The organism is Pseudarthrobacter leeuwenhoeki, from assembly GCF_055412885.1.
Genome location: NZ_JBVAYY010000001.1, coordinates 132,149 through 146,231 on the forward strand (window position 1 = coordinate 132,149; position 14,083 = coordinate 146,231).

Genomic DNA, 14,083 nt, shown 5'->3' on the forward strand with positions numbered 1-14,083 from the left:
GTAACGGGGGAGATCTGAAAACGCCTGAAGGTCTGTGGAAGGATCCCTCTTGGTCGCCTCGAGCACCTCTAATGTAAACAACGCTGCAACCGCTATCAATGCCGACAGCACCGACGGTGCAACCCGCCGGCTCTCATTCGCAAAGATTCACGAACCTCTTGACGTTCCGAATCTGCTTGCCCTGCAAACGGACAGCTTTGACTGGCTGGTCGGAAACGAACGCTGGCAGGCACGCGTAGCCAAGGCCGTCGAAGAAGGCGACCTCAGCGTCGCCACCTCTTCGGGTCTGTCCGACATTTTCGAAGAGATCTCCCCGATCGAGGACTTCCAGGGCACCATGTCCCTGAGCTTCTCGGAGCCGGAGTTCGCTGATCCGAAATACACGATGGCTGAGTGCAAGGACCGGGACGCAACGTACTCGGCTCCGCTGTACGTCAAGGCCGAATTCATGAACAACAACACGGGCGAAATCAAGCAGCAGACCGTGTTCATGGGTGACTTCCCGCTGATGACCGAGAAGGGCACCTTCGTCGTCAACGGCACGGAGCGTGTCGTTGTCTCGCAGCTGGTCCGCTCGCCGGGCGCCTACTTTGAGCGCACCGCCGACAAGACCAGCGACAAGGACATCTTCACCGCGAAGATCATCCCGTCCCGCGGCGCCTGGTTCGAACTCGAAATCGACAAGCGCGACCAGGTCGGCGTTCGCCTCGACCGCAAGCGCAAGCAGTCCGTCACGGTGCTGCTGAAGGCCCTCGGCTGGACCGAAGGCCAGATCCTCGAAGAGTTCGGCCAGTACGACTCCATGCGTGCAACGCTGGAGAAGGACGCCACCGAAACCCGCGAAGACGCCTTGCTGGACATCTACCGGAAGCTGCGACCGGGCGAGCCGCCCACGGTCGAGGCTGCCCAGTCCCTGCTGGACAACCTGTACTTCAACTCCAAGCGCTACGATCTGGCCAAGGTTGGCCGCTACAAGATCAACCGCAAGCTCGGCATCGACCGCTCCCTTGGTGACAAGGAAGCGTCTGTCCTGCACGTTGAAGACATCGTCGCCATGATCAAGTTCCTCGTTGCCCTGCACGCCGGTGAGAAGACCCTCACGGGCAAGCGCGACGGCCAGGACCACGAGCTGCGCGTTGACGTCGATGACATCGACCACTTCGGCAACCGCCGCATCCGCGCCGTCGGCGAGCTCATCGAGAACCAGGTCCGCACCGGCCTGTCCCGCATGGAGCGCGTTGTCCGCGAGCGTATGACGACCCAGGACGTCGAGGCCATCACGCCGCAGACGCTGATCAACATCCGCCCCGTCGTGGCAGCGATCAAGGAGTTCTTCGGAACGTCCCAGCTGTCCCAGTTCATGGACCAGAACAACCCGCTGTCGGGTCTGACCCACAAGCGCCGCCTGTCGGCACTTGGCCCGGGTGGTCTGTCCCGTGACCGTGCAGGCATGGAAGTCCGGGACGTTCACCCGTCCCACTACGGACGTATGTGCCCCATTGAAACCCCTGAAGGCCCGAACATTGGCCTGATCGGTTCGCTGGCTTCCTACGGACGCATCAACCCGTTCGGTTTCATCGAGACCCCGTACCGCCTGGTGGCCGAGGGTGTTGTTTCCGATGAGGTCCAGTACCTCACGGCCGACGACGAAGCGGAGGTCCTGATTGCACAGGCCAACGCTCCGCTCGATCCGAACAAGAAGTTCGCCGAAGAGACCGTCCTGGTCCGCGCCCGTGGTGGTGGGGGCGAGCCCGTGCTGGTTCCCGCCGGCGAGGTCGAGTTCATGGACGTTTCCCCGCGCCAGATGGTGTCCGTGGCAACCGCCCTGATCCCGTTCCTCGAGCATGACGATGCTAACCGCGCACTCATGGGTGCCAACATGCAGCGCCAGGCCGTGCCGCTGGTCCGTTCCGAGGCACCGTTCGTCGGTACCGGCATGGAGCGCGCCGCAGCGGTCGACGCCGGCGACGTCACCATCGCGAAAAAGCCCGGTGTGGTCACCGAGGTTTCCGCCGAGCTCGTCATCATGCTCAACGACGACGGCACGGAAACCAACTACCGCATCAACAAGTTCGCCCGCTCCAACCAGGGCAACTGCTACAACAACCGCGTTCTGGTGAGCGAAGGCCAGCGCCTGGAAGTCGGCGGCATCATCGCTGACGGCCCGGCAACGGACCAGGGCGAACTGGCCCTCGGCAAGAACCTGCTCGTGGCATTCATGTCATGGGAGGGCCACAACTTCGAGGATGCCATCATCCTGTCCCAGCGCATTGTGGCTGAGGACGTTCTTTCCTCCATCCACATCGAGGAGCACGAGATCGACGCCCGCGACACCAAGCTTGGTGCCGAGGAAATCACCCGTGACATCCCGAACGTGTCCGAGGAAGTCCTGGCAGGCCTGGACGAGCGTGGCATCATCCACATCGGTGCCGAGGTTGAAGCCGGCGACATCCTGGTCGGAAAGGTCACGCCCAAGGGCGAGACCGAGCTGACCCCGGAAGAGCGCCTGCTGCGCGCCATCTTCGGTGAGAAGTCCCGCGAAGTGCGCGACACCTCCCTGAAGGTTCCGCACGGCGAGTCCGGCACCGTCATCGGTGTCCGCGTCTTCGACCGCGACAACGACGACGAGCTGCCCCCGGGCGTCAACCAGCTGGTCCGCGTCTACGTCGCTGCCAAGCGCAAGATCACCGACGGCGACAAGCTCGCCGGCCGTCACGGCAACAAGGGTGTTATCTCCAAGATCCTCCCGATCGAGGACATGCCCTTCCTTGCCGACGGAACCCCCGTTGATATCGTCCTGAACCCGCTGGGTGTTCCGGGCCGTATGAACGTCGGCCAGGTGCTGGAAACGCACCTCGGCTGGGTTGCCAAGACCGGCTGGAAGATCGAGGGCGAGCCCGAGTGGGTCAAGCAGCTGCCGAACCTGCCGCGCGAGAGTGGCTCGACCACTGTCGCAACGCCGGTCTTCGACGGTGCGCGTGAAGAGGAAATCACTGGTCTCCTCGACTCCACCAACGTCACCCGCGACGGTGTCCGCCTGATCAACTCCTCAGGCAAGACCCGTCTGTTTGACGGCCGCTCCGGCGAGCCGTTCCCGGACCCGATCTCGGTCGGCTACATGTACATCCTTAAGCTCCACCACCTGGTGGACGACAAGATCCACGCGCGCTCCACCGGCCCGTACTCCATGATCACGCAGCAGCCGCTGGGTGGTAAGGCACAGTTCGGTGGCCAGCGCTTCGGTGAAATGGAAGTGTGGGCGCTCGAAGCTTACGGCGCCGCCTACACGCTCCAGGAGCTCCTCACGATCAAGTCGGATGACATCCATGGTCGTGTGAAGGTCTACGAAGCCATCGTCAAGGGCGAGAACATCCCCGAGCCGGGCGTTCCTGAGTCCTTCAAGGTCTTGATCAAGGAAATGCAGTCGCTGTGCCTGAACGTGGAAGTTCTTTCCACGGACGGAACCACAATTGAAATGCGTGACTCTGATGACGCAGTCTTCACGGCTGCGGAAGAACTGGGCATTGATCTGTCTCGTGCAGAGCCCAGTTCCGTAGAAGAGGTTTAGCAGGCGTCCGGGAAAGGCAGAGGCGCCCGCCGCGCTGCCTTTCCCGGATTCCTCCCTCTTCCCGTAACCCAAGACTTCAGAATTTAGAGAACAAGAGAGAACAGGGACCATATGTCCAGCGAATCCTCCTTCGGCCTCATGCAGATCGGCCTCGCCACCGCGGAAGACATCCGTGGCTGGTCTTACGGCGAGGTTAAGAAGCCGGAAACCATCAACTACCGCACGCTCAAGCCTGAGAAGGACGGCCTCTTCTGCGAGAAGATCTTCGGCCCGTCCCGCGACTGGGAGTGCTACTGCGGTAAGTACAAGCGCGTGCGCTTCAAGGGCATCATCTGCGAGCGGTGTGGCGTTGAGGTCACCCGCGCAAAGGTGCGCCGTGAGCGCATGGGCCACATCGAGCTGGCCGCCCCGGTCACGCACATCTGGTACTTCAAGGGTGTTCCGTCCCGCCTGGGCTACCTCCTTGACCTGGCACCGAAGGACCTCGAAAAGGTCATCTACTTCGCTGCCTACATGATCACGAGCGTCGACGCCGACAGCCGCCACGAAGAACTGCCCAACCTCCAGGTTGAGCACGACATCGAGAAGAAGCAGCTGATCGACAACCGCGACTCGGACATCGCCACGATCGCCCGCGACCTTGAGAACGAGCTTGCCCGTCTCGAAGGCGAAGGCGCCAAGGCTGCCGACAAGAAGAAGGCCCGCGACTCCGCTGACCGCCAGATGGCCAACGTCCGCAAGCGCGCGGATGCTGAAATCGAGCGCCTCGAGCAGGTCTGGGACCGCTTCAAGAACCTCAAGGTCGCTGACCTTGAAGGTGACGAAGGCCTGTACCGCGAACTGCGCGACCGCTACGGCATGTACTTCGAAGGCTCCATGGGTGCCGAAGCGATCAAGAAGCGTCTTGAGAACTTCGACATGCAGGCCGAGTCGGACATGCTCCGCGACATCATTGCCAACGGCAAGGGCCAGCGCAAGACCCGCGCCCTGAAGCGGCTCAAGGTGGTCAACGCGTTCCTGACGACCAACAACAGCCCGCTCGGCATGGTGCTGGACGCCGTCCCGGTGATCCCGCCGGAACTGCGCCCGATGGTCCAGCTGGACGGTGGCCGCTTCGCGACCTCCGACCTCAACGACCTCTACCGCCGTGTGATCAACCGCAACAACCGCCTTAAGCGCCTGCTTGATCTCGGTGCCCCGGAGATCATCGTCAACAACGAGAAGCGCATGCTTCAGGAAGCCGTTGACAGCCTCTTCGACAACGGCCGCCGCGGCCGTCCGGTCACCGGGCCGGGCAACCGTCCGCTGAAGTCGCTGTCCGACATGCTCAAGGGCAAGCAGGGTCGTTTCCGCCAGAACCTCCTGGGTAAGCGCGTTGACTACTCCGGCCGTTCCGTGATTGTCGTCGGTCCGCAGCTGAAGCTGCACCAGTGTGGCCTGCCGAAGCAGATGGCACTGGAGCTCTTCAAGCCGTTCGTGATGAAGCGCCTGGTTGACCTCAACCACGCCCAGAACATCAAGTCGGCCAAGCGGATGGTCGAGCGCTACCGCCCGCAGGTCTGGGATGTCCTCGAAGAGATCATCACCGAGCACCCTGTGCTACTGAACCGTGCACCTACCCTGCACCGTCTCGGCATCCAGGCGTTCGAACCGCAGCTCGTTGAAGGTAAGGCAATCCAGCTCCACCCGCTGGTTTGTGGCGCCTTCAACGCTGACTTCGACGGCGACCAGATGGCAGTCCACCTGCCGCTGAGCCCCGAAGCCCAGGCTGAGGCCCGCATCCTGATGCTGTCCTCGAACAACATCCTGAAGCCTTCTGACGGCCGCCCGGTGACGCTGCCTTCGCAGGATATGATCATCGGCCTCTACCACCTGACCACCAAGCGTGTCGGTTCAGCTGGCGAGGGCCGGATCTTCTCCTCCGTCGCGGAAGCCATCATGGCGTACGACCTGCACGAGCTGCACCTGAACTCCCAGGTCAAGATCCGTCTCGAGGGCTTTGTCCCTTACGCCGGCTGGGAAGCTCCGGAAGGCTACGAGCCGGGTCAGACCGTGCTCGTCCAGACCTCCCTGGGCCAGGTCCTGTTCAACGAGACGCTTCCCGCGGACTACCCGTGGGTTGAGAACGTTGCGGACAAGGGCGAACTGTCCACCATCGTCAACGACCTCGCCGAGCGCTACCCGAAGGTGGTCACGGCGGCAACGCTGGACAACCTGAAGGATGCCGGTTTCTACTGGGCCACCCGGTCCGGTGTCACCGTCGCCATCTCCGACATCGAGGTGCCCAAGGACAAGCCGCGGATCCTCGCCGGTTACGAGACCATGGCTGCCAAGATCCAGGGCCAGTACGACAAGGGCCTGATTGACGACGATGAGCGTCGCCAGGAACTGATCGAGATCTGGAACAAGGCAACGAACGAGATCGCGCAGGTGATGCGTGACAACCTGTCCCCGATGAACACCATCAACCGCATGGTGTCCTCCGGCGCACGTGGTAACTGGATGCAGGTCCGCCAGATCGCGGGTATCCGTGGCCTGGTGGCCAACCCTAAGGGCGAGATCATCCCGCGTCCGATCAAGTCCTCCTACCGCGAGGGCCTGTCGGTGCTGGAATACTTCATCGCCACGCACGGTGCCCGTAAGGGTCTGGCTGACACCGCGCTGCGTACCGCCAACTCCGGTTACCTGACCCGTCGTCTGGTGGACGTGTCGCAGGACGTTATTGTCCGCGAAGAGGACTGCGGCACCGAGCGCGGCCTGATGACCGCCATCGCGGTCGCTGACGCCAACGGCGAGCTGGTCCTGGACGAGAACGTCGAGAACAGCGCGTACGCCCGTACCCTGGCCGTGGATGTCGTTGACTCCAAGGGCAAGGTCCTGGCAGCGGGCGGCACTGACTGCGGCGACGTCGTCATTGCCGAACTGTTCGCCGCCGGCATCACCGAGGTCAAGGTCCGCTCTGTACTCACCTGTGAGTCCAGCGTCGGCACCTGCGCCCTGTGCTACGGCCGTTCGCTGGCCACGGGTAAGACCGTGGACATCGGTGAGGCAGTCGGCATCATCGCCGCACAGTCCATCGGTGAGCCGGGTACCCAGCTGACCATGCGTACGTTCCACACCGGTGGTGCTGTTTCCTCCAGCGGTGGCGACGACATCACCCAGGGTCTGCCCCGTATCCAGGAGCTCTTCGAAGCCCGTACTCCGAAGGGTGTCGCACCGATTGCTGAAGCAGCCGGCCGCATCACCATCGAAGAGTCCGAGCGCCAGATGCGCCTGGTCATCACCCCGGATGACGGATCCGAAGAGATCGCTTACCCGGTCCTGCGCCGTTCACGTCTTCTCATCGAAGACGGCGAGCACGTCAGCGTCGGCCAGAAGCTCATCAACGGTCCGGTCGACCCCAAGCAGGTTCTGCGCATCATGGGCCCCCGTGCCGCGCAGAAGTTCCTGGTTGACGAGGTCCAGGGCGTGTACCGCAGCCAGGGCATCGGTATCCACGACAAGCACGTCGAGGTTATCGTCCGCCAGATGCTGCGCCGCGTCACGGTCATCGAGTCCGGCGAATCGGACCTGCTGCCCGGCGAGCTCGCCGAGCGCAGCCGCTTCGAAGATGCCAACCGCCGTGTTGTGTCCGAGGGCAAGACGCCGGCTTCCGGCCGTCCCGAGCTCATGGGCATCACCAAGGCGTCCCTGGCGACCGAGTCCTGGCTGTCCGCAGCTTCCTTCCAGGAAACCACCCGCGTCCTGACGCAGGCGGCCATGGAAGGCAAGAGCGATCCGCTGCTCGGCCTCAAGGAAAACGTCATCATCGGTAAGCTCATCCCGGCCGGCACGGGCCTCCCGCGCTACACCGAGGTCACCGTGGAGCCCACTGAGGAAGCAAAGGCCAACCTGTTCACCGGCCCCAGCGCGTTCAGTGACTTCTCCTACGATTCCCTGGGCGGCGACGGAGCTCCTGAGTTCCACGCCATCCCGCTGGATGACTACGACCTGGGCAGCGACTTCCGCTAGCAGGCAGGGCGGGCCCTTGCGTGTCGCGTTCCGCGCCACGTAGGGACCCGGCCGCCCTGCCCTTGCAAGCAACGCGGGGTCACTTACGGCCCAATCCGAACCTTGGATTGGGCGCGTAGTGACCCCGCGTTGTTGTTTAAGGGCGACGTCGGACGGGCCTGGTTCCGCGCCGATTCAGGGCCGGGATCCGACCGTGTTAGACTTGAAACTAATTGTTATTGTGGCAGTGGATGAGTGCGCCGGTTGAAGCTGAAAGGCTGAACCAGGTCGACGTTTCCGGTTTGCAGGGTTCTTGTGCAACGTATGCCACATTTTCCCATGCCTAGGGTCAGTTCAGGATGAAAGTCCGCGGACCCTGGCGTGCGGTCCGACTATTAAGGCTTCGCCTCAGCTGCTCTGGAGAGAACTTCAAAGCTCGAGCGGCGGGGCGCAGCGACAAGAGAGCGGCTGCCAACGGCCGCTCCGGATAAAACGGAGAACACGAGAGTGCCTACGATTAACCAGCTGGTCCGCAAGGGCCGCACGCCGAAGGTCAAAAAGACCAAGGCCCCCGCGCTTAACGGCAGCCCGATGCGCCGCGGTGTTTGCACCCGCGTGTACACGACGACCCCGAAGAAGCCGAACTCGGCTCTGCGTAAGGTTGCACGTGTGCGCCTCAACGGCGGCGTTGAAGTTACCGCGTACATCCCCGGTGTAGGCCACAACCTGCAGGAGCACTCCATTGTGCTCGTCCGTGGCGGCCGCGTTAAGGACCTTCCGGGTGTCCGTTACAAGATCGTCCGTGGCGCCCTCGATACCCAGGGTGTCAAGAACCGTAAGCAGGCTCGTAGCCGCTACGGCGCAAAGATGGAGAAGAAGTAATATGCCTCGCAAGGGTCCGGCCCCCAAGCGGCCGCTAGTCCTAGATCCCGTTTACGGCTCCCCGCTGGTCACCCAGCTGATCAACAAGGTGCTCGTTGACGGCAAGAAGTCCACCGCAGAGCGCATCGTTTATGGTGCACTCGAAGGTGCTCGTGCCAAGTCCGGCGGCGACCCGGTCGCAGCCCTCAAGAAGGCCATGGAGAACGTCAAGCCTTCCCTCGAGGTCCGCTCCCGCCGTGTCGGTGGCGCCACCTACCAGGTTCCGGTTGAGGTCAAGCCGGGCCGCTCCACCGCACTCGCCCTGCGCTGGCTGGTTGGCTACTCCAAGGCCCGCCGCGAGAAGACCATGACCGAGCGCCTCCAGAACGAGATTCTGGATGCCTCCAACGGTCTCGGTGCCGCTGTGAAGCGTCGCGAAGACACCCACAAGATGGCCGAGTCCAACAAGGCCTTCGCACACTACCGCTGGTAATACTTCCCGGACGCCGCCGGCTCCACCGAGCCGGCGGCGAACGTGCAGTCCATCCGAAAGGGAGACACCGTGGCACAGGACGTGCTTACCGACCTTAGCAAGGTCCGCAATATCGGCATCATGGCCCACATCGATGCCGGCAAGACCACTACTACCGAGCGCATCCTGTTCTACACAGGTGTGAACCACAAGATCGGCGAGACCCACGACGGCGCTTCGACGACTGACTGGATGGAACAGGAAAAGGAACGCGGCATCACCATCACGTCTGCCGCCGTGACCTGCTTCTGGGAAAACAACCAGATCAACATCATCGACACCCCCGGACACGTTGACTTCACGGTTGAGGTTGAGCGCTCCCTGCGCGTCCTCGACGGTGCAGTTGCCGTATTCGACGGCAAGGAAGGTGTGGAGCCGCAGTCTGAGACTGTCTGGCGCCAGGCCGACAAGTACAACGTGCCGCGCATCTGCTTCGTCAACAAGATGGACAAGCTCGGCGCTGACTTCTACTTCACCGTCGACACCATCATCAGCCGCCTCGGTGCCAAGCCGCTCGTCATGCAGCTGCCGATCGGCGCCGAGAACGACTTCATCGGCGTCGTCGACCTGCTCTACATGCGCGCACTGGTCTGGCCCGGCGACTCCAAGGGTGACGTCACCATGGGTGCCAAGTACGAGATCCAGGAGATCCCGGCTGACCTCAAGGAAAAGGCCGAAGAGTACCGCGCAACGCTCATTGAAGCCGTTGCAGAGTCCTCCGAAGAGCTCATGGAGAAGTACCTCGAAGGTGAAGACATCACCACGGATGAGCTCAAGGCCGGCATCCGCAAGATGACGATCAACTCCGAGCTCTACCCGGTCTTCTGCGGCTCCGCGTTCAAGAACCGCGGCGTCCAGCCGATGCTTGACGCCGTCGTGGACTACCTGCCGAACCCGCTCGACGTCCCGCCGATGATCGGTCACGATCCCCGCGACGAAGAGAAGGAACTGACGCGCAAGCCTTCCTCCGAGGAGCCGTTCTCGGCTCTGGCGTTCAAGATTGCGACGCACCCGTTCTTCGGTCAGCTCACCTTCATCCGCGTGTACTCCGGTCACGTGGAAGCAGGCTCACAGGTGGTCAACTCCACCAAGGGCAAGAAGGAGCGCATCGGCAAGCTGTTCCAGATGCACGCCAACAAGGAAATGCCCGTTGACGGCGCTACCGCTGGCCACATCTACGCAGCGATCGGTCTGAAGGACACCACCACGGGCGACACCCTGTGCGACTCGTCCAACCAGATCGTCCTCGAGTCCATGAGCTTCCCGGAGCCCGTGATCTCTGTTGCGATCGAGCCGAACACCAAGGGTGACCAGGAGAAGCTCTCCACGGCCATCCAGAAGCTCTCCGCTGAGGACCCGACCTTCCAGGTCTCCCTCAACGAAGACACCGGTCAGACCATCATCGCCGGCATGGGCGAGCTCCACCTGGACATCCTGGTGGACCGCATGCGCCGCGAGTTCAAGGTCGAGGCCAACGTGGGCAAGCCCCAGGTTGCGTACCGCGAAACCATCAAGCGTGCTGTAGAGCGTCACGACTACACGCACAAGAAGCAGACCGGTGGTTCGGGCCAGTTCGCGAAGATCCAGATCGCGATCGAGCCGCTGGACACGTCCGACGGCGAGATGTACGAGTTCTCGAACAAGGTCACCGGTGGGCGTATTCCGCGCGAATACATCCCCTCGGTCGACGCCGGTATCCAGAGTGCGCTGAACGACGGCGTCCTGGCCGGTTACCCGGTTGTCGGCATCAAGGCCACGCTGATTGACGGCGCGTACCACGATGTTGACTCCTCGGAAATGGCGTTCAAGATCGCCGGCCGTATGGCTTTCAAGGAAGCCGCACGCAAGGCGAACCCCATCCTGCTCGAACCGTTGATGGATGTCGAGGTCCGCACCCCTGAGGAATACATGGGTGAAGTTATCGGTGACCTCAACTCCCGCCGTGGCCAGATGCAGTCCATGGAAGATGCCCAGGGCGTCAAGGTGATCCGCGCACACGTTCCGCTGTCCGGCATGTTCGGCTACATCGGTGACCTGCGCTCGAAGACCCAGGGCCGCGCTGTGTACTCCATGACGTTCCACAGCTACGCCGAGGTCCCGAAGGCATATGCCGACGAGATCATCCAGAAGAACCGCGGCGAGTAGTTCCAAAAGGCTCTCGCGGCAACAAACTCGGGTGCGTCTTCGTCAACGAAGATTCACCTGGTGCAGGTGGCCGGCTCCGGCCTGGCCGGGCGGCCATCTGCACCGACAGACTCGAGGGACTAGTATTGGTTCCTGAATCTGCAATTTCATCAATCCAAAGCCCCCCAAGTAGACTTACTGAGGTTTCGCCGCGACAAGCGCGGTCGAAGAGTAAGTCATTTGAAAACGTTCTAGGAGGAACCTGTGGCAAAGGCAAAGTTCGAGCGGACTAAGCCGCACGTCAACATCGGCACCATTGGTCACGTTGACCACGGTAAGACGACGCTGACGGCCGCTATTTCCAAGGTGCTGTACGACAAGTACCCGACACTCAACGAGCAGCGCGACTTCGCGTCCATTGACTCTGCTCCCGAAGAGCGTCAGCGCGGCATTACCATCAACATCTCCCACGTTGAGTACCAGACCGAGAAGCGCCACTACGCACACGTAGACGCCCCGGGTCACGCTGACTACATCAAGAACATGATCACCGGTGCTGCACAGATGGACGGTGCAATCCTCGTGGTTGCCGCCACTGACGGCCCGATGGCTCAGACCCGCGAGCACGTCCTGCTCGCCCGCCAGGTTGGCGTTCCCTACCTGCTGGTTGCACTGAACAAGTCGGACATGGTCGATGACGAAGAGCTCCTCGACCTCGTCGAAATGGAAGTTCGCGAGCTGCTTTCGGCTCAGGGCTTCGATGGCGATGAGGCTCCGGTCGTTCGCGTTTCCGGTCTGAAGGCTCTCGAAGGCGACCCGGTTTGGGTCAAGTCCGTCGAGGACCTCATGGAAGCTGTCGACAACTCTGTGCCGGACCCGGTACGTGACCGCGACAAGCCGTTCCTGATGCCGATCGAAGATGTTTTCACGATCACCGGCCGTGGCACCGTTGTTACGGGCCGCGCCGAGCGTGGAACCCTCGCCATCAACTCCGAGGTCGAGATCGTCGGCATCCGCCCGGTCCAGAAGACCACGGTTACCGGTATCGAGATGTTCCACAAGCAGCTCGACGAAGCATGGGCCGGCGAGAACTGTGGCCTCCTGCTCCGCGGTCTGAAGCGCGACGATGTCGAGCGTGGCCAGGTTGTCGTCAAGCCGGGTTCCATCACCCCGCACACCGACTTCGAGGCTAACGTCTACATCCTCTCCAAGGACGAAGGCGGACGTCACAACCCGTTCTACTCCAACTACCGCCCGCAGTTCTACTTCCGCACCACGGACGTAACCGGCGTTATCACCCTGCCGGAAGGCACGGAAATGGTTATGCCTGGCGACAACACTGAGATGACCGTTGCGCTCATCCAGCCCATCGCCATGGAAGAGGGCCTCGGCTTCGCTATCCGCGAAGGCGGCCGCACCGTTGGTTCGGGACGCGTCACCAAGATCCTCAAGTAATACTTGCTGATCTGAGTTAGATCCCTGATCGGGTGGCCGTCTGACGGCCCCTGTGAAGCAAAGAACAGCCCCGCTGCAGTCGCAGCGGGGCTGTTCTTTTTTGCGTCCGGGGTCCGTCACCAGAGCGCTGAATCAATCAGAAGACGTGGACCACGGCTGCGACCGGACGTGCCCGAGGGAAGGGGGGGCCAGCGGCGGTATGTCAGCGCCAGGGTTTTCGTATCGGCCGGCCGTCGGGTTCCGGTTGTTGCCGTCACAGATCACCTTCCCCGGATGAGGTCCGAGCCCCCGGTGCGGCCAGAGAATGGTCGTACCCACCAGTGGCAGGCTGCCTGCCGCAACCCATTTCGCTAAGGAGCCTCCGCTGCCGAGACCACGCCCAATCCTTGCTGGATCGATGGCGCTCGGGGTAGCCCTCGCAATGCTCACGGGCTGCAGCACCCCAACCCCCGGCACGAGCGTCAGCAGCGCCAGCGCGCAGCAGACCGTTTCCCAGGTGTGCGCTGCAGCCAGCGCCTACGCCGCAGCCCTGACAAATTTCAAACAGACCCTCACGCCGGATACCACATTGGGGCAGGTCGATTCGGCACGGGATGAGGTCCTGAAGACCTTTGACGACCTGATCAAAACGAGCCAGGACGTTGCGAAGGACAAGGTGGACGCGGTTCGGACGGCCCAGGACAGTTTTACCCAAGCCGTCAAGGCTGTTCCCGAGGCTGCCACGCTGACCCAGGTGGCCGGCTCCCTGCGGGCCGAAGCAGCCAACGTCCAGGCCGCTGTCAGCGACCTCCAGACGGCGGCCAAGTGCTAGGTTCCTGAATTTTCCGGGTGACACGCCGTCAGTTCATACCCCGCAGCTGGCTGCGTGGCGTTAGAAGCCGTTGCCATTGAAAGCAGGAAAATCAAAATGGGTTTCCGGGAAAACGTCTGGGACAGCTGGTGGGACTCTGGAACCATCAGCGCTGATGGGTTTGACAGAACCAACGGCAAAGTACCGGCCTGAGAACGCCATGAAATCCTTTGACGCCGAGACGCTGATCCATGCCCGGAACTCCACGGTATGGGAAATCATCACGGACGGCGGCAACTACACCGTCTGGGACTCCGGGATTACCCGCATCGACGGCGAACTGCGCAACGGCGGAACGATTAGAGTCCGGACCCGAACCTGCGGGAAACGGACCTTCCGTCTGCGCGTCCGGCAGATACCGGCAAAGGAGATGACCTGGACCGGCGGAGTGCCCCTTGGCCTGTTCAAGGGTGTGCGCACGTTAACACTGACACCCCATGGCGGGATGACACACTTGCACGTCGGGGTGGAGTTCAGCGGCCCACTGCTGGGCCGCCCGCGACACTTCGCCCCGGTGGAGACCGGTCCTTCCCTGACCGGCGCCGCGGCAATCCGCGCTTCCATTCCTGCTGAGTCTTCGATCGGGCGGGACAGGGTCCACCGGTCCGATGCGGGGCGACGATCCGCCCCGGGTTTGGGAGCGGGCGCTGTGGACTGGCATTGGCTGAGCGCCCACCGGTGATATCTTTCATCTAGTCACTGG

8 protein-coding genes are annotated in these 14,083 nt (G+C 62.3%); all 8 read left to right on the forward strand.

The genetic code is table 11. The annotated features are described in order from the left end of the window. Window positions 1–49 precede the first annotated feature (49 nt). The 8 genes from rpoB (at window position 50) to ACZYX4_RS00735 (ending at window position 14,062) form a co-directional block, all read left to right on the forward strand. Window positions 50–3,568 (forward strand): DNA-directed RNA polymerase subunit beta, encoded by a 3,519-nt coding sequence (gene rpoB / locus ACZYX4_RS00700; RefSeq protein WP_463872971.1) that lies wholly within the window; start codon window positions 50–52, stop codon window positions 3,566–3,568. A 111-nt stretch (window positions 3,569–3,679) separates the two neighbouring features. Next, window positions 3,680–7,579 carry a DNA-directed RNA polymerase subunit beta' gene (locus ACZYX4_RS00705; RefSeq protein WP_463872973.1) on the forward strand — a complete coding sequence of 1,300 codons (3,900 nt, stop codon included), beginning with the start codon at window positions 3,680–3,682 and terminating at the stop codon, window positions 7,577–7,579. A 486-nt stretch (window positions 7,580–8,065) separates the two neighbouring features. Continuing rightward, window positions 8,066–8,440: a 30S ribosomal protein S12 gene (rpsL, locus tag ACZYX4_RS00710; protein WP_011692814.1), complete on the forward strand. Its 375-nt coding sequence runs from the start codon at window positions 8,066–8,068 to the stop codon at window positions 8,438–8,440. Between the two features lies 1 nt (window position 8,441). Further along, window positions 8,442–8,912 (forward strand): 30S ribosomal protein S7, encoded by a 471-nt coding sequence (rpsG, locus tag ACZYX4_RS00715; protein WP_011692813.1) that lies wholly within the window; start codon window positions 8,442–8,444, stop codon window positions 8,910–8,912. A gap of 69 nt (window positions 8,913–8,981) precedes the next feature. After that, complete coding sequence (gene fusA, locus ACZYX4_RS00720; protein ID WP_463872974.1) at window positions 8,982–11,096, forward strand: elongation factor G; 2,115 nt, start codon at window positions 8,982–8,984, stop codon at window positions 11,094–11,096. A 243-nt stretch (window positions 11,097–11,339) separates the two neighbouring features. Then, window positions 11,340–12,530 carry an elongation factor Tu gene (gene tuf / locus ACZYX4_RS00725; RefSeq protein ID WP_069949303.1) on the forward strand — a complete coding sequence of 397 codons (1,191 nt, stop codon included), beginning with the start codon at window positions 11,340–11,342 and terminating at the stop codon, window positions 12,528–12,530. A 397-nt stretch (window positions 12,531–12,927) separates the two neighbouring features. Next, a complete protein-coding gene (locus tag ACZYX4_RS00730) occupies window positions 12,928–13,341 on the forward strand; it encodes a hypothetical protein (protein WP_463872976.1) in 414 nt (137 codons plus the stop codon). A 154-nt stretch (window positions 13,342–13,495) separates the two neighbouring features. After that, a complete protein-coding gene (locus ACZYX4_RS00735) occupies window positions 13,496–14,062 on the forward strand; it encodes an SRPBCC family protein (protein ID WP_463872978.1) in 567 nt (188 codons plus the stop codon). The last annotated feature ends 21 nt before the right edge of the window (window positions 14,063–14,083 follow it).